This is a genomic window from Arthrobacter sp. UNC362MFTsu5.1 (assembly GCF_000685965.1).
GTDB lineage: Bacteria > Actinomycetota > Actinomycetes > Actinomycetales > Micrococcaceae > Arthrobacter.
On record NZ_JMLE01000046.1, the window covers coordinates 1 to 21,519 of the forward strand.

Consider the following 21,519-nt stretch of genomic DNA (forward strand, 5'->3'; position numbering starts at 1 on the left):
GACCTGGTGGTGCTGAACGATGTGAATTCGGGCAATGTGTGGCTGGTGAACCAGAACATGCAGCTGGTCAACAACTGGGACGACGTCATCCCGCCCAAGAACCAGTCCGATGACCAGGACCAGGAATCGGCGGACAACAACACCATCAACATCCTGCCGGACCGGACCAAGCCCAACCGGCCGCCGGAAACCAAGGCTGACACCGTCGGCGTCCGGCCGGGGCGAACCACCATCCTCCCCGTCCTGGACAACGACTCCGACCCCGACGGTGACGTCCTGACGGCGTCCGTCGGGGGCTCCGGGCCCGCTTCAGGCACGCTCCAGAACATCTACGGCGGAACGGCCTTCCAGATCACGGTTCCGGCCGACGCCAAGCCCGGCTCCGAAACTTTCAGCTACAACGCGGCCGACGGCCGGGGCCTGTCCGCCGGCGGGCAGGTCTCCCTGAACGTCGTGGGTCCCGACGAAAACAAGCCCCCCGTCTTCAAACGCGGCGAGCCCACCACCATGCTGGTGGAGCAGGGGAAGACCGTCAGCCAGAACATCCTCACCGACTGGGCGGACCCCGACGGCGACGACCTCGTGCTGCTGGACGCCAAGGCAGACAACGAGCAGGACCAGGTCAAGGTCCGCCGTGACGGGCTGCTGACCTACCAGGATTCAGGGGCCGCACCCGGCAAGAAGACCGTCACGGTGTCCGTGTGGGACGGCCGCGACACCACCACCGGACAGGTAGTGGTGAACGTCCAGCCGCCGGGCGCCCTCGCGCCGGTGGTCAACGCGGACCATGTCACGGCCGTCGTCGGCCAGGACCTGGTGATCGCGCCGCTGAAGAACGACGTCGACCCCAACGGCGGCGCCTTGCGGCTCGCCCAGGTGGAAGCCTCCGGACCGGCCGAACTCGGCCCCGTCACCGACGGCGGAACCTTCACGTTCCGCAGCGAGACCGCCGGCCCCGTGTACCTGACCTACATCGCCAGCAACGGCCCACAAAGCAGCCAGGGACTCATCCGCGTGGATGTGGAGTCCGGCAAGGACACCGGCGATCCCGTGGCTGTCCACGACGTGGCGCTGATGCCGACCGGCGGAAGCGTGCTCCTGGACCCCCTGGCCAACGACTCCGACCCCTCCGGCGGCGTGCTGGTGCTGCAGTCGGTCCAGCTTCCGGAGAACACCACGGCATCGGTCAGCGTGATCGACCACAGCGTGCTGCGGATCACCGACGTGCTGGGCACCAAGGAACCGTTCACCTTCCAGTACACGATGTCCAACGGACGGAAGTCCGCCACCGGCAGTGTCTCCGTGGTGCCGGTGCCGGCGCCCGCCGTCGTCGAAGCGCCCCAACCGAAACCGGACGAAGTAAACGTCCGCGTGAACGACGTCGTGACCATTCCAGTGCTGGCCAACGACACCCATCCGCAGGGCCAGAAACTGACTGTGGACCCGGTGCTGCCGCAGGCAGTACCGGCGGAGGACGGCAAGAGCTTCGTCTCGGAAAACACGCTGCGCTTCATCGCCGGGTCCCAGCCCAGGACGGTCCGTGCGATCTACAACGCGGTCGACCCGCAGGGCCAGAAGAGCGCCGCGGCCGTCACCATCCACATCCTGCCGCTGGAAGGCGCCGAGAACTCCCGTCCGCAGCCGAAGAACCTGACGGCAAGGGTGGTGGCGGCCGGCTCGGTCCGCATCCCGGTGGAACTGGACGGGATCGATCCCGACGGCGACTCGGTGCAGCTGACCGGAATCGACAGCACCCCCAACATGGGCACCGCGACCGTCGGCAGCAACTTCATCGACTTCACCGCAGCCGGCGACGGCGCCGGCACGGACACCTTCCGCTACAAGGTGGTGGACCGGCAGGGGGCCGTCAATACCGGCACAGTGACCGTGGGCATTGCCCCGCGGGGCGACGCGAACCAGAAACCCACCCCCGTTGACGACGACGTCCAGGTCCGTCCGGGGCGCCAGATCGCGGTGGACGCGGCGGGCAACGACACAGACCCCGACGGCGACCCCATCGGCATTGTGGCCGACGGCATCGAGGCGCCCGCGGAACTCCAGGCAACCGTGAGCAAGGCCAGCGGACGAATCCTCCTGCAGGCTCCGGCGAGCGAGGGCACCGTCAACGTCCGCTACACGATCGTCGACGACCGCGGAGCGTCGGCCCAGGCCACCATCCGGGTGAACGTCCGCGGTGACGTTCCGCTCCAGGCACCCATCGCACGGGACGACCGCGTGACCTCCGCGCAGACCCTGGGCAAGACCGCCGTTGATGTGCCCGTACTGAAGAACGACGAGGATCCGGACGGCGTGGGCGAGAACCTGAAGATCGCCACGGAGGCCACCACCGCCCGGCCCGGCACCGACGGAAACATGGTGGTGGAGCTGACCGAGCAGCCACAGCTGATTCCGTACACGGTGGAGGACGTGGACGGCCAGAAATCCACCGCCATCATCTGGGTGCCGGGCATCGGCCAGCAAGTGCCGACGCTTGCCAAGGACGAGGTGCTCGAGGTCGTTGCCGGCCAGTCGGTAACGGTCGACCTGAAGGAATGGGTGAAGGTCCGCGACGGAAAGTCCCCGCGACTGACCCAGACAGACCGGATCAAGCTCATCGGATCCGACGGCGGCGACCCTGTTGCCGGCAACGGCACTGCGATCAGCTACACCGCTGGCCAGGACTATGTGGGGCCCGGCTCCATCAGCTTTGAAGTCACGGACGGCACCGGCCCGGATGATCCGCAGGGCCTGAAATCGACCCTCAGCATCCGGACCAAGGTCCTGCCGGACCCGAACCGGAACAACCCGCCCACCCTGCTGGGAAGCTCGGTGGACGTGCCGAAGGGGGAGTCCGCGGAGCTGGACCTTGGCCGGCTGACCTCGGACCCCGACCGGGACGACGTGGACAACATGAAGTATGAGCTGGTGGGCGACGGCCCCGCCGGCTTCAACGCCCGCATTGACGGCAAGGTCCTCAAAGCGTCAGTCGACGGTGCCATGGCCACAGGCACTGGGGGTACCGTGCAGGTCAGGGCAAAGGATCCCCGGGGACTCGAGACCACTGCCGCGTTCCAGCTGGCCGTTATCTCTTCCAACCGGCCCAAGCCCGTGGCCAGTGACGACGTTGAACCCAACGCGGCGGCGGGCAAGACCGTGTCCATCAACGTGCTGGCAAACGACTCCAACCCGTTCCCGGAGACGCCGCTGAAAATCGTGGAGGCCGGCGTCGAAACCGGACTCGGCAACGTCGAGGTGGCTGGCGGTGACGTGAACGTGACGCCTGCTTCCGGTTTCACCGGAACACTCGTGGTGGCCTACACCGTGGAGGACAAGACGGGGGAGACCTCCCGGCATGCCACGGCGCGCATCCGCCTGACGGTCAAGGACAAGCCGCTGGCCCCGGCCACGCCGCAGGCGCAGAGCGTCGGCGATCAGACGGCCTTGCTGAACTGGACCGCGCCGGCGGACCGAGGCTCACCCATTACCAGGTACACGGTCTACGGCGAGGGCGGCTACAAGCAGGATTGCCCGGCCAACTCGTGCACGCTCACGGGTTTGACCAACAACACCAAGTACCACTTCCAGGTGACTGCCACGAATGAGTTCGGCGACTCCGACCGGTCCCCGGCTTCGGCCGAAGTCCGCCCGGACGTCAAGCCCGACACCCCCGTTGCCCCTGTGCTGAAGTTCGGGGACAAGCAGCTCAGCGTGACGTGGACGGCGCCGGCCAGCAAGGGCTCGCCCGTCAAGTCCTACGACCTGGAAATCTCACCTGCTCCGGCCGGGCAGAACGCCCAGATCCAGAACCTGACTTCGCTCAGCTATGTGTGGAAGGGGCTGCAGAACGGCGTTTCCTACAAGGTGCGTGTCCTCGCGCGGAACGATGCCAAGGAACCCTCCGAGTGGAGTGCCTACTCCGCCGCGGAAATCCCTGCCGGCGTCCCGGTTACTCCGGCCGCTCCCAGCGCGGCAGCGGCGCAGTCCGTCGGTACGCAGAGCCAGCTCAGGGTGACCTGGACGGCGCCGAACAACAACGGCGATGCCATCTCGGCGTACACACTGACCACGCTGAGGGGCGGGGCCGTCGTCGCCACCCAGCAGGTCGCCGGGACGTCGCAGAACGTCACGGTGGACAACTCCGAGTCGGGTTACACCTTCACCGTGTCGGCCACCAACAAGGCGGGCACCTCCGGCACGAGCGCGCAATCCGCGGCCGTCCGGGCGGTGGGCAAGCCGGACATGGTGGGCAAACCCACCGCGGCCCTCGTCGACACCGGCGGAGACGGCGGGAGGATCGATGTGAGGTTCCCGGTGTTGACCGATGCCCAGCGCAACGGATCGACTCCTGGTGAAATCACCTACAAGTACCGTCTGACGTCGGGCGGCGGCAGCGGAAACATTGCTGCCGGCGGAGCAGTCGTCCCGGCTGCCAACGGCACGGATACCGCCGTCGTTGTGTGGGCCGTTTCGTCCCGCAGTTCCACGGCCGGTGACGCAAGCCCTGCGTCCAACACCGTCAACCCTTACGGGCTCGCCTTCGCGCCGACCGTGACGGGCAGCAACAGCAGCGGCGTCGGGGACAGGACCGTTTCCTGGAACTGGAACCAGCCCAGCGGCAACGGCAGGGCCGTAACCGGCTACCAGTACAGCTTGGACGGCGGAGGCTGGCAGGACACCGGGCAGCGGTCGTTCTCGAAGACCGTCGGCTTCAGCGAGACGCACACACTGCGGGTCCGTGCCATCAGCGCGGGCCAGGCGGGGCGCATCGGCAGCGATACCTCGCGCAGCGGGGCGGAGCCGCCACCGCCGGCACCGACGTCGTGGGACATCAGGGCGACCCCGGTCAGGACCTGCACGGAGGCGAATAGCAGCACGAACAGCTACCGGAACACTAACCCGGACCAGTGCCTCAGCCCCGGACGGTGGTTCGACACCGGCTATACGGCGCAGGCCGACTACTACGTGCAGTGGGGCACCAGGATCTGGTACCACCTCACCTCAGGAGCCGCCAGCGGCAACTTCGCCCGCGGCGACACCACGTCCCTGGGCACAAACCCGCCGGCCGGCATGCCCAAGCGGTAATGCCGGGGTAATCAGGGCCCAAGCAAACAATTAGACTAATCGCTGGACGAAGCGGGCATCGGCCCGCCGCGTCAGCCGACACCCGGAAGAGGATTGACCCATGACCATGACAACTGAGCAGGCCGACTGGTTTGCAGGAACGTTCGAGAAGCTCGTTGCCAACGTAGGACAGGCCGTGCTGGGCAAGTCGCACGTCATCCGCCTGACCTTCACCGCCATGCTGGCCGAAGGGCACGTGCTCTTCGAAGACGCGCCGGGTACCGGCAAGACCTCACTGGCCCGTGCCCTGGCCGCCACCGTGCAGGGGTCCAATAACCGGATCCAGTTCACCCCGGACCTGCTGCCCTCGGATGTCACGGGTGTCACCATCTACGACCAGAAGACCCAGAAGTTCGAGTTCCACAAGGGACCCATCTTCAACAACATCGTGCTGGCGGACGAGATCAACCGGGCCTCGCCCAAGACGCAGTCCGCCCTCCTGGAAGTCATGGAGGAGTCACGGGTCACGGTGGACGGCACAACCTATGAAGCCGGCCGTCCGTTTATGGTCATGGCCACGCAGAACCCGATCGAGCAGGCGGGTACCTACCGGCTGCCCGAAGCCCAACTGGACCGGTTCCTGATCAAAACGTCCATCGGGTACCCGGACCACGCGTCCACGGTGCAACTGCTGGGAGGCGCCAACCTCAAGGACCGGTCCAAGGAGCTCTCCGCGGTCATCACCACACAGGCGGTGGCTGACATGGCCGACCTCGCTGCCACCACGCACGTGGACACCGCCGTGCTGGAATACATTTCACGGCTGTGCGAGGAAACCCGTAACGCCCCCGAGACCCGGCTCGGAGTCTCGGTCCGTGGAGCACTGGCCATGGTCCGGGCGGCAAAGGTCTGGGCTGCGAGCCAGGGACGGAACTTCGTCCTGCCCGACGACGTGAAGGACCTCGCCAGCGTCGTCTGGACGCACCGTTTCGTGATGGACCCGGAAGCGGAATTCTCCGGTGCCACCGCCGAAGCCGTATTGGCCCGCGTGCTGTCCGACGTCGCTGCCCCGCAGCAGCGCGCCGCCGTCTAGCGGTGCCCGCCCACCATTCCGGCACATCCACCGCGCGAACAAAGGCACAGATATGTCCAGCAGCACTCCGTTGACCCGGCTTGCTGACCGCCTGAAAAGGCCGTTTTCCGGTGACGGGAAGGCCTCACGCCTGCACCCGGCCGCCATGTGGTCCGAAGCCGTCAGCACGGCGGGCCTGGTGCTCGCGCCCGCCTGGTCGAAAGTCCGGGAACTCTGGCTGACGTATGCCTGGCCCGTCCTCTCGGTGGTCAGCGTCCTCGGCTGGTCCGTCCTTGCCGCCTCCATCCTGCTGTGGAGCGTCGGCCAGGCCTACGGCTGGCAGGAAGCAAAGGCCGCCGCGGTGGCCGCTTTCGTGCTGTTCGTCCTTGCCGTCGGATTCATCCTGGGGCGCTCCTCCTACGGCGTGGTGCTGGACCTCGCCAGGACCCGGGTGGCCGTCGGCGACAGTGCTGTCGGCAGCATCGCCGTCTCCAATACCTCCGCGCGTCCCCTCCTGCCGGCCGCGCTGGAGCTTCCCGTGGGAGCAGCCACCGCCGTCTTCCACCTGCCGCGGATGAAACCCCAGCAGGTCCATGAGGACCTCTTCACCATCCCCACCGCCCGGCGGGCCGTCATTGTAGTTGGTCCGGTGCGCTCCGTCCGGGCCGACCCCCTGCACCTGCTGCGGCGCCAGGTGCTGTGGACTGAGCCGGAGGACCTCTACGTGCATCCGCGAACCGTAGCCCTGGCCGGTTCCGCCGCCGGCTTCATCCGCGACCTCGAAGGCATGCCCACCACGGACCTGTCCAGCGCCGACGTGTCGTTCCACGCCCTCCGTGACTATGTGCCGGGCGACGACCGCCGCCACATCCACTGGAAGACCACCGCGCGGACCAACAAACTCATGGTGCGCCAGTTCGAGGAGACGCGCCGCGCCCACCTCGCCATTTCGCTTTCCATCAACACGGACGAGTATGACTCCGAGCACGAATTCGAGCTCGCTGTTTCCGCCGCCGCGTCCATCGGCCGCCAGGCCATCCGGGAGCAGCGCGAACTCGACGTCCTCACCCAGAAGGGTCCGCTCCGCTGTGAGACCGGCCGGAACATGCTCGACGACATGACCAGGATCGTGGGTTCGCCGATGCGGAAGACCGCCGTCGACCTTGCCCGGACGCTGGCGGACACCGTCCCGAACGCTTCGGTGGTTTTCTTTGTCGTGGGCAGCCGGGTCACCCCGGCCCAGCTCCGTTCGGCAGCGGCTTCGGTGCCGCCGGGAGTGCGCAGCCTCGCCGTCCGCCTCGAGACCGGCGCCGCGCCGGCCCGCGCGAACATCGCGGACCTGACCGTCCTGACGCTGGGGGACTTGTCCGACCTCGCCATCATCCTGAGAAAGGCGGCTGCATGAGCTCCGCGCCCGCATTCCGCCCGCGCCGGCAGCCCGCGCAGTCGCGGACGTCCGCCTTCAGCGACGGCCAGCCGGCCTGGCATTTCGCGCTCGACGCCGGTGCCCTGGTGGTCCTGCTGGGGCTTGGAGTCCTCGGCTTCAGCCTCAGCTTTGGCGGCGACCCCTATTATCTGATCGCCGGATTCGGCGGCATCCTGCTGGGCCTGGGCATTGCCGCGGCCAACGCCCACTTCAGGCTCGGAGCCCTCATCACAGCCGCGGCAACGCTGGGCGCCTACCTGGTTCTCGGAACGCTGTTTGCCGTGCCCGATGCCGCCGTCGCCGGCTTTGTTCCCACTCTCGAGTCACTGCGCACCCTCCTGCTGGGCGTCGTCTTTGCCTGGAAGGACATGCTGACCGTGGGTGTGCCGGTGGGAACAGCCGGCGGAATGCTCATTGTCCCGTTCCTCAGCGCCCTCATCACCGCGCTGGCCGCAGGACTGATGACCTGGCGGCTGAAGAGCCCGTACTGGCCGCTCCTGCCGGTGCTGGTGCTCTTCGTGACCGGTATTGCCTTCAGCACCAACGCCGGCTTCCTGAACGTGGAGCGCGGAGTCTCCCTGACGGTGGTGGCGGTGGCCTGGGCAACCTTCCGCCGCGACGCACACCGGCGCAACGACACTCGCAAGGTGTCCGTCAACCGCCCGGACGCCGATGCCGCCACCGCACGCCGCGCCAAGGTCCGCCGGCTGGGATCCGCCGCGGGCGTTATCGCGGCCTGCGTGGCCATCACGGCGGTGGCGTCGCCGCTCGTTACGGCCAGCGATGACAGGACGGTTCTCCGTAACACGATCGTTCCGCCGTTCGACCCGAAGGACTACATCACCCCGCTGGCGAGCTTCCGTAATTTCGTCAAGGACAAGAAAGACGACAACCTGTTTGTGGTGAGCGGCCTGCCCCGGGACGGGCGCGTCCGCCTGGCGGCCCTGGATGCCTTCAACGGCACCAACTACAACATGGACCCGGATAGCTCCGGCAATTTCAGCAAGGTGGGGGATGCCAAGTCCCTGAACACCCTGGCCGACTCCGACGGCGTCGTCCCCAGCAACGATTACACGCTGGATATCACCATCGAGGACTACCAGGGGTACTTCCTGCCCGGCGGCCGCCGCACTACCGGAATCAGCTTCACCGGGGAGTCTTCGGGAGCCGCCTCCGGACTCTACTTCAACTCCGGAACGGACACCGCTGTGACCACGAAGGGCCTCACGAAGGGCGATGCCTACAGCGTGCAGGTATCCGACCCCGCGAAGCTGGAACACGGCCAGCTCACTCAGTACGACTTCGCCAAGGTGGCGCTCCCGGACGCCCAGGAAGTTCCGCCGGTGGTCGGTTCGCAGGCCAACGATCTGTCCGCCGACGCCCCCACGGCGATCGACCGCGTCCGGCAGATCGAGGCGCATTTCCAAAAGAAGGGCGCCTTCAGCAACGGCCTGATCGACGAAGGCCAGCTGCCCAGCGTCTCAGGGCACGGCTCGGCACGCATCCGGAGCCTCCTGACCGCCAAGCAGATGCTGGGCGACGACGAACAATACGCCGTGGCGATGTCCCTGATGCTACGGCACCTGGGCATCCCGTCGCGGGTGGTGATGGGCTTCTACCCGGATCCGAAGAGCCCGGAAAACGGCGCCGGCGAAGTGAAAATCACCGGCAAGGATGTACACGCCTGGGTGGAGGTGGCGTTCGACCGTGTCGGGTGGGTCTCCTTCGACCCCACCCCGCCCAAGGACAACGTGCCCATTCCGCCGGATCCCGAGAACAAGTCCAAGCCCAAACCCCAGGTCTTGCAGCCCCCGCCGCCGCCGCAGGAACCCGCCGACCTGCCGCCGGACTCTTCCCCGGACGCCCTGGACGCCGACGAGAAGAAGAACAACCCGTGGCTGTTCTGGGGACCGATCCTCACCGCAATCGGCATTGCCTTGATCCCCGTCGCCATCCTGGCGCTGCCGCTGCTGCTCATCGCACTGCTCAAGAGCCGTCGCCGCAAGGCCCGGTTCTCCGACGGGCACCCGGCCCAGCGGGTGGGCGGCGGCTGGAATGAAGTGGTCAGCCTCGCCACGGACATGGGTGCTGCGCTGGACACCCGCGCAACCCGCCGGGAATCCGCCGTCGTCCTCGGTGAAGCTTTTCCTGCGACTGCCGGAACCACCACCTTGCTGGCGCGGCGCGCCGACGCCTCCATTTTCGGCGCCGGCCAGCCAAGCGAGGCGGAGGTCCAGGAGTACTGGACCATTGTGGACGGCTCGCTGAAGGAAATGACCGCCACCGTGGGATTCTGGCGGCGCCAGGCTGCGCGGTTCTCGCCGCGGTCACTCCTGGCTGACGGCCGGACAGCGCTCAAGCTCAAGGGACCCCGGCTGGTCCGGACGGCCAAAGCAGAGCCCGCGGGTAGGGTGGACGGTGGCTCCGGGCCGGACACATCCGGTCCGGCCACTGAACAGACCGTGCTGAGGCGCACCCTACGAGAGAACCGCAACGAACCATGACGCATGACGCCGAGCGCTGCCAGCGCTGCCAGCAGTTAATACGTCCCGGAGCGGCGTTCTGCCCGTCCTGCGGCGCGCCGCTCAGCAACCGGGCCGCCCGCAATGACCGGAACATCGACCACTCGCAGCGGGAGCTGATGGAGCGGGCCGCCGCGCACGGCGGCCAGATTCCCGGTAGTATCCCCGTAGCGCACGCCGGGGCGGAAGCCGCCGGGCCGGGCCTCCGGGGACAAACTGTGCCTGGACTAGCGGTGCAAGGACAATCGGTGCCCGGGCAAGCGAGCCAGGGGCAGGCGGTCCACGGACAAGGTTCCGATGGGCAGGGTGCCCCCGGACGGGGGGTATTTGTGCAGGACGGCCGCTTGGCCGGCGTGCAGACGCACGGCTCGCACGTACAAGGGGGAGGTACCGGAATGGGCGGCAAACTGGACATCGTTCCCGCAGCGGCAGGACGACGGCTCGGCGCCGCGGTGCTCGACTGGGTGGGGCCGGCAGCGGTTCTGGTGGTGATGCTGACCATCGGGTTTGCCAGCATCACCCGCACCCAGAGCGGCGGCTTCATCATTTACGACACGGCCATGCTGGTGCTGCTGGGCAGCATTGCGGCGGGCATCGCCGTGGTTTACACACTGGTTCTCCTCGGAATCGAGGGCCGCTCCGGCAACACCATCGGCAACCAGCTCATGGGTATCCGCAGCACGGACCAGGACGGCTATGCCCCCGGCGCCGGAGCCCTGTTCCTGCGGGGCCTCATCACCGGGGCCGGCCTCCTCCTGCTGGTTCTTGCCACGGTGCTCGTGGTGGTTTTCAAATGGTTCGGGGCCGCGCTGTGGATCATCGCGCCGCTGGCCGTGCTCGCTATCGCCTGGGCCTTCCTCGTGGTGGTGTCCAACTCCTGGGACAAGAACGCCAAGCTCAGGGGCTGGCACGACAAAGCGGCCAAGACGCTCATGTTCGATGTCAACGCCGGCCGGAACCCCGTAGCCACCGGAGGCATCCAGGGCCCGTACAGTTTCGCGCCGCTGGACCTCCCGCCCGTGCAGCAGGTGTCATCACCGATTGCGGGCGCAGCCGTCAGGCCGGGCCAGACGGTCACCGCGCGGGCCGCGGAACCGCGCCAGGGTTTCAGCCAGCCTGCCGCCATCCCGCAGCCACCCCTTAACCCGAACCAGTGGCAGCCCCCGGTGGCCCCCGCGCCCGTCTCCGTCCCGGCACAGGTACAGGCCCAGCCCCAGGCCGCGCCCGTCCCGACACACTTCCAGCCGGCACCCGCGCCGGCGCAGACCAAGCCCCTGCAGGACCCGGCGCCCCAGGCCCCGTCCCAGGCCTGGGCCCTCCACCCCGACGACGACCACGACCGCACCCAAATGCGCGGACAAACCGTTCCGGTACCGGTGGCCGTGCTGCGCATCAGGATCGATGACGGCCGCGAATTCCAGCTTGACCGGACCGCGCTCATCGGCAGGAACCCCAGCGGTTTTCCGGGCGAAGACGTCGCACAGCTGCTGGCAGTGGCGGACCCCGGCCGTTCCATCTCCAAGACCCACCTGCACCTGCGTGAGGACAACGGGGGAGTCTGGGTCACGGACCGCAACTCCACCAACGGCAGCGCCGTCACCACGCCGGACGGCATCCGCACCGCCTTGCAGGCCGGAGAGCCCGCCTTTGTACGACCAGGGTCCACCGTCCACTTCGGTGACCGCACCTTCCACCTAGGACAGGCATGAATTCCCAGCAGGCAGCCGCCACCTCCGAAGCGGGCCGGGAGCCCGGACTCCAACTGAGCTGCGGCTACGGCACTGACCGCGGCCTGCGCCGGGAGCTCAACGAGGATTCCTTCATCGCCTCCGATCCCGTGTTCGCCGTCGCTGACGGCATGGGCGGCCATGAAGGGGGCGAGATCGCCAGCGGAATCTGCGTCCGGACCCTTGCCGGAATGCCGCAGCTGGCTACGGGAGAGCGGACGGCCACGGCCGCCCTCGTCCAGCAGTACCTGGTCAGCGCCGATGAGCGGATCCGCACCGCCACCGGGTCCCGGGCAGGCACAACGCTCGCCGGCGTAGTGCTGGTGGAACAGATGGGTGTCCCGTACTGGCTGGTGGTGAACATCGGGGACTCGCGGACCTACCGGCTGAGCCAGGGTGAGTTCGCGCAGGTCAGCGTGGACCACTCGGAGGTCCAGGAGCTCGTGGACTCCGGTGAAATCACCAGGGAACAGGCTGCCGTGCACCCGCGCCGGCACGTGGTGACCCGCGCCCTGGGAACCGGTGACGAAACCGAGGCCGACTACTGGCTGCTGCCCGTCGAGGAAGGCGACCGCATCATGATCTGCTCGGACGGGCTGAACGCGGAGCTCACCGACGACCACATGTTCCGCATCCTGAGCACGGTGGGCCACCCCCAGGACGCCGTGGACGCCCTCATCCAGGCGGCGCTGCGCAGCGGCGGACGCGACAACGTCACCGTGATCGTTGTGGATGCCAAGAACGTGATGAACGACGCCGGAACAGACACCGCGCCCCGGCCCGCCGCGGGCGTCGAGGACGAGGATACGCTTCCCCGCACCCAGATCCTGGACAGTGCCGAAGTGCAGGACAGCACTGAAGTGGATACCGAGGAACTTCCCGAGGCCTCCCTTGCCGTGCAGCCCGCGGATTCGCCGGAATCCGCCGGGCCCGCGGCTGAGCCGGACGCAGTTCAGGGTCAGGAATCCGTGAATGACGCTGGCACCGACGATGAGGGCCGCCGCGATGGTCTCAAGTAGCTACACCCCGGGGACCTGGCTCGGGGTAGTCCGGGCCGGGACCGCCGTGCTGCTGGCGCCCGCGACTCCGCCCGCGCTCGTGGACTCCCTGTGGGAGCTGCTGGGCGGCGAACCTGAGGTCCACGACGTGCTTCACGCGGTGACCAGCGCCTCCGCGGGCTCCCTGGCGCAACTTCCGTGGTTCGGCATTGTGGACATGCGGGATTCGCTGCGGGTGTTCCTCCGCGGCGGCATCGAGCTGACAGCGCACCTTGCGGCAGGACCGGTGGAGTTGAACGGCAGCGACGTCACCACGTGGACCGAGCGCAGGCTCAGCGAACCGGAATGGTACACAGTCACGGTTCCGGGGGACGCTGCCGGCGCTGCCGAACTCCCGCTGGGGGAGGGGGTCGTCCTGCTGCAGAGCCTCACGGTGGGCCGCGTTGCGGGCGCACTGCCTGCCCCGGCCGAGGCCGCGGTGCTCAATCAGGTGCCGGTACCCCAACAGGTGCCCGTGCACCACGAAGAGCCGGCGGCCGCAGCGGCCCCGGCACTCGAACCGGTCCCCGTACCGGCACCCGAGCCGGTCCCCGTACCGGCACCCGAGCCGGTCCTCGAACCCGTCCACGACGTGCCTGCTGAACACGGTGCGTCGGCCGAGACGGTGATGGGCCTTCCCGACGACGACCTCGAGTACACGGCCGCCGCCACGCCCGGCACGGAAGAGGCCGGCACGTCCGCGCCCGGGGCCTCCCAGGAGGCGGACGGACAGGAACCCGTTGCTGCGAACGAGCTGACCGGAAGCTACGACCACCTGTGGGAAAAGACCGTCATGCGCCGCATCGAGGATGCCGCCGTCCGGGACGAGCCTGAAGAAGAGCCCGCAGTGGAAACGGAAAACCCGGAAGGCGCCCCCGACGGGCAAGGCGAATCCCCTGCAGCAGCCGCGCCCGAGCAGCTTCTTGCCGCTGAGCCGGCCGTTCCTGCGCAGGCCTTCGCCCCTGCGCAACCGCTCATCCCCGCCGGGCACGGCGGGCTGATCGACTCCGTCCCCTGGAACACCGGCGGTGAGCAGCCCGCGCGGCCGTCCGGGCCGCCGTCGTTCGCTCCCGCATCCGCTTCACCCCTGTCCGGTGACATGCCGGACTGGGGCAGCCCGTCGGCAGTGCCTCCGGTGCCGGAAGGCGACCACGACGGCGAAACGATCATGAAGAGCGACCTCGCCGGACTCGGGACCACCCCCCAACTGCAGGGCGCGCCCGGCGGAAGCGACCCGGCCACCGGCCCCATGGTCCTGGCCCGCGTCTGCCCGCAGGGCCACGCCAACCCGCCGACGCATTCGCAGTGCGCCGGCTGCGGCATGGCACTGGCGTCCGACGCCGTGCAGGTCCGGCGGCCGCGGCTGGGCCGCGTCCGGGTGTCCACCGGCGAACTGATCGACCTGGACCAGTCACTCGTGATCGGCCGGCAGCCCTCGGTGTCCCGTGTCCAGGGCGGCGGCATGCCCCGGCTCGTCCAGGTGGCAAGCCCCAGCGGCGACATTTCCCGGTCGCATATTGAGGTCCGGCTGGAAGGCTGGCATGTGATGCTGTGCGACCTCAAGGCCACCAACGGAACAGTCCTGGTCCGGGAAGGCCAGCCGCCAAGGCGGCTTGCCCAGAACGAGATGGCCATCCTTCTTGACGGTGATATTGCAGAACTCGGCGATGATGTGTCGCTGCGGTTCGAGGAGATTCTATGAGTTCCAAGCGGCCCGTAGCCCCGCCGCCGCCGATTCCCGGCTTCACGTATGTCAGCCTGCTCGGTTCGGGCGGGTTCTCCGACGTCTACCTCTATGAGCAGGACAGGCCGCGGCGAAAGGTGGCCGTCAAGGTACTCCTGTCGGACCTGAAGACCGAAGGTGCCCGGCGACGCTTTGAATCCGAAGCGAACCTCATGGCCCAGCTGTCCTCGCACCCGTACATTGTGACCATTTTCGAAGCCGAGGTCACCGAGGACGGACACTCCTACCTGGCCATGGAGTACTGCTCCCGGCCCAGCCTGGACGTCCGCTACCGCCGGCAGCGGTTCAGCGTGGACGAAGTCCTGGCCGTCGGGATCCAGGTGGCGTCCGCCGTCGAGACCGCCCACCGTGCCGGCATTGCCCACCGGGACATCAAGCCGGCCAACATCCTGGTGACCGATTACAACCGTCCGGCGCTGACCGACTTCGGCATTTCCGGCACCCTCGGCAGCGACACCGACGAAGACGCCGGGATGTCGATCCCGTGGTCCCCGCCCGAACAGTTCCGGGACGGCCCGGTGGACGGCGTGATGGTGGACGTCTGGGCCCTGGGTGCGACGCTCTACACCTTGCTGGCCGGACGGTCGCCGTTCGTGCTGCCGGGGGCCGACAACTCCCAGCGTGAACTGATCTCCCGGATTACCAACTCGCCCGTGCCGCGGCTGGGGCGGGCGGATGTTCCCGAATCGCTGGAGCTGGCGCTGTCCACGTCGATGGCCAAGTCGGCCGCGTCCAGATACTCCTCGGCCCATGCCTTCGCGTTGGCGTTGCAGCGGATCCAGGCGGAACTGAACCTGTCCGTCACCCCCTTCGAGGTCCTGGAGGACGCACACGCCGAGGACAGCCACCCGGACGACGGCTTCGAAGAGACCCGGGTCCGGAGCATCGCCTCCGTGGACCCCGACCAGACAGGACACGCCCCGACGTTCCCGGCGCGGGTGCGTCCGGCGGCTCCTTCCGCGTTTACGCCCGTCGTGCCTGCGGCACCGGTCGCTGGTCCCGCCCGCGGTCCGGCACCCGGCCCGGTCCCCGGCCCTGTCCCCGGACAGGGGGCCCGCCCGGAGCAGCACGATGACTGGTCGCAGGGCACCATGCTGCGGGGGAGCGTCGCGGCGGAGTCGCGGCCCGGCGGACCTGGCGACGCCGACATCGCCGCCACGGTCAACAGGCCGCAGGCCGTGCAGGAAGCGTCCGCGGAAGCTCCGGTTGACCACAGCAAGCGCAACCTCTGGCTGGCGGTGGCCGGCGGCGCGGTCCTCGTCGTCGCCGTGATCCTGGGGCTGGTGCTGGGGGCGTCCCGTCCGGAGCCGGTTGTTAAACCCACGGAGAAGGTTTCTGCGCCACCGCCGGACGCCTTGGGTGACGGCTCTGTTCCGAACGTGACCAACCTCGTCGGTAAGTTCACGGAATCGGGGAAAGCCCGGTTCACGTGGACCAACCCGGACCCCAGGCCCGGGGACAGCTACAAGTGGCAAATGTCCACCTCTGCGCCGGGGGAGGGTTTCCAGGCCACCAAAACACCGGAGGCGGAGGTTACTCCCGGCCCGGGGAAATTTGCCTGCATCTGGGTGATGATCGTGCGCAGCGATGGGTCGGCATCTCCCATGGGAGACGACGCGTCGTATGAGTGTGCCCAGTGATAGTAAGCATTGCCCTTTGAGGAGGCACGGAATATGGGGGATCTAGCAGTAGATTTCTGTGGCGAATGGTACGAGCCGTCGGACGAGGACGTCTTCAGCATCGGACGCGAGGGCGACCTGGAAGTCGACGATAACCCGTACCTGCACCGGCGGTTCCTCCAGATCGCCCGCTACGACGGAATCTGGTGGCTCAGCAATGTGGGCAGCATGCTCTCGGCGACGGTGGCGGACGGAACCGGCGGGATGCAGGCCTGGCTCTCGCCCGGCGCCCGCATCCCCCTCGTCTTCAGCCACACCAACGTAATTTTCACCGCAGGCCCCACCACCTACGAGTTTGCCGTCCACCTCAAGACGCCCTCGTTCCGGCAGGAGGCCCCCGAAGACGAGAGCGGCGGGGATACAACCATCGGACCGGTCGTCTTCACCGACTCCCAAAAGGCGCTGATCGTTGCCCTGGCCGAGCCCATGCTGCGGCGGGACGGCACAGGGTTCAGTGCCATCCCGTCATCGGCGTCTGCCGCCAAGACCCTGGGCTGGGCACTGACCCGGTTCAACAGAAAGCTGGATAACGTGTGCGACAAACTGGACCGCGTCGGCGTCGCCGGCCTCCGCGGCGGCGGCGGCAAGCTGGCCACCAACCGGCGCGCGCGGCTGGTCGAACACGCCGTGACGTCGCACCTTGTGACCGCTGACGACCTGTACCTGATCGAAAAAATGAGGGGGGTCGACGAAGGGTGAAAATCCGCCTGACACTGCGCCGGGACCCGGCCGACGCCAAAGACCTCGCCGTAACCGTGGACGGCCTGGCAACTGTGGCGGACATCGCCACCCAGCTGTGGGCCGCCGATCCTGAACGCCGGGGCACCCGGCCGCCGGAGAACCTGTCGCTCTGCATCGATGAAGCCTTCGTGGCCGGCGGGATGCGCGGCAACATCCTCAACCGCACGGACAACCTGCTGGAATCGGGGCTCCGGCCCGGGTCCATAGTTTCGCTGACCCAGGTCAGCGAGCAGTTTGCGGCACCGGGCGCCAACCGCGGACCCGCCGCTGCGACGCTCCGGGTGTTGTCCGGGCCCGACGTCGGGCAGGAATTTTCGCTGCCCACCGGCACCAGTTACATCGGCCGGGACCGGGACGTCGACATCCGGCTCTCGGACCCCATGACCTCCAAGCGGCATGCCCGCGTCACGGTGGGGGAGACCGTGGAAATCGTGGACACGAATTCCGCCAACGGCCTGATCATGGACGGGCTGCCGGTCACCCGGGCAACACTGAACTCCTCAGACACGGTGACCCTGGGCGACACGACCGTCTCCGTGGTGGGCCTTGGCCACCACGGCGGCGCGCCGACGTCGCCCTTGGTGGACTTCAACCGCTCGCCCCGCGTGGTGCCGCGCTTCGCCCCGCCCAAGCGGGTGCTGCCGGCCGGGCCCAAGCGCCAGGAGCACCACCCGTTCCCCTACATCATGCTGATCGCGCCGCTTATGATGGGCGCCGTCCTGTTCGCCGTCACGAGCAACATTTTGTCCGTGCTCTTCATGATGATGATGCCGCTGTTCATCATCGGCCACTACGTGGACCAAAAGATGCAAAGCAAGCGGGAACGCAAGGAACAGCTCAAGCAGTTCCGCGAAGCCATGGCGGCTTTCCGCAAGGACATCACCGAGCTCCAGCACATCGAACGGTCCGTGCGCCTCCAGGAAGCACCCTCCGTCAGCGACACTGTGGATTCCATCTACAAGCTCGGACCGCTGCTCTGGACGCACCGGCCGGAGCACAACGGGTTCCTGGGCCTGCGCTTCGGGCTGGGGACCGCGCCGTCCCGCATCCCGTTCGAAGAGCCCGGCAACAACGAAACCGAAGCCGAGTATATGCAGGAAATCCAGGCCTGCCTCAAACAGTTCCGGGACATTGAAGGCGTTCCCGTCGTCTCCCAGCTCCGCTCCGCCGGCGCCTTCGGGCTCGCAGGTTCACGCGGCCTCGTGGACGACGTTGCCCGCGGCATGGTCCTGCAGACCGTGGGGCTTCATTCCCCCGCCGAAGTGGTGGTCGCGGCCATCACGTCGGCCAAATCGAGGGAACGCTGGAACTGGCTTCAGTGGCTGCCGCACGTCGGCTCCGGCCACAGCCCGCTCAGCGGCGACCACCTCGCGGCCGGACCGGCCGGCGGCTCCTCGCTGCTGGCCCGGCTCGAGGACCTCATCGACCAGCGCGAAGCAGGCGCCCGGACACCGCGTCCCGTGCCGCGGCCCGGCATCAAGGGAGAGGACGGCGACATCCCCGGACCCGTGCTGCCCTCCGTCCTGGTCATCGTCGAAGACGACGCTCCCGTTGACCGCGGACGGCTGACCAGGCTGGTGGAACGCGGCCCGGATTCGGGTGTCCACGTCATGTGGGTGGCCACCAGCGTCCAGTCCCTCCCGGCCGCGTGCCGCGACTTCATGGTGGTGGACGGCGACCACGGAACCACCACCGGCCAGGTCCGGCTTGGCCGGCACACGTACCCGGTGAGCTGCGAAAGCCTCGACGCCGAACTGGCCGCCCAGCTGGCTCGGATGCTGTCTCCCGTGATCGACGTGGGCAAACCCGTGGACGACGACTCCGACCTTCCCCGCGCGGTGTCCTACGTGAGCCTGATCGGCAAGGACTTCATGGACAACCCCCAGGCGGTGGCGGACCGCTGGAAAGAGAACAACTCCGTCCACGCCACCGCTGTCGCAAACCGCAAGGACAACGGCACGCTCCGTGCCCTGGTGGGATCCAAAGGCATCGAACCGCTGTACCTGGACCTGAAGAACGAGGGGCCGCACGCGCTGGTGGGAGGCACCACCGGCGCCGGAAAGTCCGAATTCCTGCAGTCCTGGGTGATGGGCATGGCCGCCGCCTACAGCCCGGACCGCGTGAGCTTCCTGTTCGTCGACTACAAGGGCGGTGCCGCCTTCGCCGACTGCCTGCACCTGCCCCACACCGTGGGGCTGGTGACGGACCTCTCCCAGCACCTGGTGCGCCGTGCGCTGACGTCCCTGCGGGCGGAGCTGCACTACCGGGAGCACCTGCTCAACCGGAAGAAGGCCAAGGACCTGCTGGGCCTCCAGCGGGAGGCGGACCCCGAAGCTCCGCCCTACCTCATCATCATCGTGGACGAATTTGCCGCCCTGGCCACCGAAGTCCCGGAGTTCGTGGACGGCGTGGTGGATGTTGCCGCCCGCGGCCGGTCGCTTGGCCTGCACCTGATCCTTGCTACCCAGCGGCCCGCCGGCGTGATTAAGGAAAGCCTGCGCGCCAACACCAACCTCCGGGTTGCCCTGCGCATGGCCGACGAGGACGACGCCACGGACATCCTCGGCGTACCCACCGCGGCCTACTTCGACCCGTCGATCCCGGGCCGCGGCGCCGCCAAGACCGGGCCCGGCCGGATCCAGGGCTTCCAGACCGGCTACGCGGGCGGCTGGACCACGGACAAGCCGCAGACCCCGCAGATCGACATTGTGGAAATGGCCTTCGGCTCGGGACCCAGCTGGGCCGCGCCGGCGCCCGAGAAGCCGGTGCGGGAGGAGCCTGCCGGGCCCAACGACATCGCCCGCATGACGGCGAACATCATCAAGGCAGCGGAGGTGCTTTCCATCGCTCCGCCGCGGAAACCGTGGCTCAACGAGCTGGCCAAGACCTACGATTTCTCCAAGCTCCCCAATCCGAGGACGGACGAGCGCCTCCTCCTGGGCGTGGCGGACGACCCCGCCCGCCAGGACCAGCCCACCGTCTTCTACGAGCCGGACAAAGACGGCAACATGGCCATCTACGGAACGGGCGGCTCGGGCAAGTCAGCCGCCCTGCGGGGCATCGCCATCGCCGCTGCGGTCACCCCGCGCGGAGGCCCGGTCCACGTCTACGGCATCGACTGCGGTTCCTCGGGACTGAAGATGCTCGACGGACTCCCGCATGTGGGCGAGATCATCAACGGAGACGACGTCGAACGCGTGGGCAGGCTGCTGCGGTGGCTGCGCGACGTGGCAGACGACCGCGCCGCCCGCTACGCCGACGTCCGGGCCTCCACCATCGTGGAATACCGGAAGCTGGCCAACGATCCGGACGAGAAACGGATCTTCATCCTGGTGGACGGCATGTCCAGCTTCCGCGAGGCCTACGAATACAGCCGCCTGTCCGCCCTGTGGGACATTTTCCTGCAGCTGGCAACGGATGGACGGCCGCTGGGCATCCACCTGGTTGTCACCGGTGACCGCCCCAACTCCGTCCCGGCGTCGTTGCTGGCTTCCATCCAGCGGCGCCTGGTCCTGCGGCTCTCCTCCGAAGACGACTACATTTCGCTGGACGTGCCCAAGGACGTCCTGAACCAGGCTTCGCCCCCGGGCCGCGGCCTGCTGGGAACGCACGAGGTCCAGCTTGCTGTGCTCGGCGGCGACTCGAACCTGGCCCTCCAGGCCCGCGAAGTCCACAAGCTCAGCGAAGCCATGCTGCGCCAGGGGGTGGAGAAGGCGCCCCAGATCGAACGCCTGCCCGAGCAGGTGGACCTGGACATCCTTCCCGCCGGAAGCCCGGACCTGCCGGTCATCGGTGTGGACGACGAGACCCTCCAGCCGGCCGAAATCATGGCCAAGGGACCGCTGCTCGTGGCGGGTCCGCCCGGTGCCGGCCGCACGGTGGCACTGGTCACCATGGCCTATGCGCTGCGCCGGTCCAACCCCGGTACCGAGCTGATCTACATCGGCTCCCGCAGGTCCGCCGTCGCATCGCTGAAGGTCTGGAACCGGACGCTTGTGGGCGCTGACGACGTCGAAGAGGCTATCGACGCGCTGGTGGACCACTCCTCGGAGAACCCGGGCCGGCTTGCCATCTTCATCGAAGGCCTGACCGAGTTCACTGACACGGGCGCCGAGTCCGGCATCGAGCAGCTGGTCACCACGTCCATCAAGGCCGACCAGTGGGTGGTGGGCGAGTCCGAGACCTCCACCTGGTCCTCGGCGTGGTCACTGTCGCAGCCGTTCAAATCCGGCCGGCGCGGACTGCTGATCAACCCGGGCGACATCGAGGGCGACAGCCTGCTCAGCACATCGCTGGGCAAGATCAGTTCCGACTTCATCCCGGGCCGCGGCTACATCGTGGGCCGCGGCAAGGTCCGCAAGCTGCAGATTGCGCTGCCGCCGGAAAACCGCAGCCAGGCCGATCCGGACCTGAGCCGGGCCGGAGCGGCGAGGTGAGCGGCACGGGAAGTGCCGTATGGGGAGCGGTGCATGGGGAGCGGTGCATGGGGAGCGGTGCCCATCGACGGAAC

10 protein-coding genes and 1 pseudogene are annotated in these 21,519 nt (G+C 68.0%); all 11 read left to right on the forward strand.

Features of this window, described 5'->3' with window-relative positions; translation table 11 throughout:
- Positions 1–5,082: Ig-like domain-containing protein (locus BS38_RS26270; protein WP_043439864.1), on the forward strand; the 5,082-nt coding region annotated here is incomplete at its 5' end.
- A 100-nt stretch (positions 5,083–5,182) separates the two neighbouring features.
- Positions 5,183–6,154 carry an AAA family ATPase gene (locus BS38_RS0123165; protein WP_028272888.1) on the forward strand — a complete coding sequence of 324 codons (972 nt, stop codon included), beginning with the start codon at positions 5,183–5,185 and terminating at the stop codon, positions 6,152–6,154.
- 52 nt (positions 6,155–6,206) lie between these two features.
- Positions 6,207–7,538 carry a DUF58 domain-containing protein gene (locus BS38_RS0123170; protein WP_028272889.1) on the forward strand — a complete coding sequence of 444 codons (1,332 nt, stop codon included), beginning with the start codon at positions 6,207–6,209 and terminating at the stop codon, positions 7,536–7,538.
- Positions 7,535–10,063 (forward strand): transglutaminase family protein, encoded by a 2,529-nt coding sequence (locus tag BS38_RS0123175; protein ID WP_028272890.1) that lies wholly within the window; start codon positions 7,535–7,537, stop codon positions 10,061–10,063. Before BS38_RS0123170 ends, BS38_RS0123175 begins: the two co-directional genes overlap by 4 nt.
- Positions 10,060–10,140: pseudogene (locus BS38_RS27915) on the forward strand (zinc-ribbon domain-containing protein); the annotation flags it as partial. The gene BS38_RS0123175 and the pseudogene BS38_RS27915, both read left to right, overlap by 4 nt.
- 336 nt (positions 10,141–10,476) lie before the next feature.
- Positions 10,477–11,790 carry an RDD family protein gene (locus BS38_RS26275; RefSeq protein ID WP_028272891.1) on the forward strand — a complete coding sequence of 438 codons (1,314 nt, stop codon included), beginning with the start codon at positions 10,477–10,479 and terminating at the stop codon, positions 11,788–11,790.
- Positions 11,787–12,827, forward strand: coding sequence for a PP2C family protein-serine/threonine phosphatase (locus BS38_RS0123185; protein ID WP_028272892.1), 1,041 nt, complete (start codon positions 11,787–11,789; stop codon positions 12,825–12,827). The genes BS38_RS26275 and BS38_RS0123185 overlap by 4 nt, the downstream gene beginning before the upstream one ends.
- Entirely contained in the window at positions 12,781–14,547 is a 1,767-nt protein-coding gene (locus tag BS38_RS0123190; protein WP_051629128.1) for an FHA domain-containing protein, read from the forward strand. The genes BS38_RS0123185 and BS38_RS0123190 overlap by 47 nt, the downstream gene beginning before the upstream one ends.
- Positions 14,544–16,229 carry a serine/threonine-protein kinase gene (locus BS38_RS0123195; RefSeq protein WP_028272894.1) on the forward strand — a complete coding sequence of 562 codons (1,686 nt, stop codon included), beginning with the start codon at positions 14,544–14,546 and terminating at the stop codon, positions 16,227–16,229. Before BS38_RS0123190 ends, BS38_RS0123195 begins: the two co-directional genes overlap by 4 nt.
- A gap of 33 nt (positions 16,230–16,262) precedes the next feature.
- A complete protein-coding gene (locus BS38_RS0123200) occupies positions 16,263–16,967 on the forward strand; it encodes a hypothetical protein (protein ID WP_028272895.1) in 705 nt (234 codons plus the stop codon).
- On the forward strand, positions 16,964–21,445 hold the full coding sequence (locus BS38_RS0123205) for an FtsK/SpoIIIE domain-containing protein (protein ID WP_028272896.1): 4,482 nt from the start codon (positions 16,964–16,966) through the stop codon (positions 21,443–21,445). Before BS38_RS0123200 ends, BS38_RS0123205 begins: the two co-directional genes overlap by 4 nt.
- Positions 21,446–21,519 lie beyond the last annotated feature (74 nt).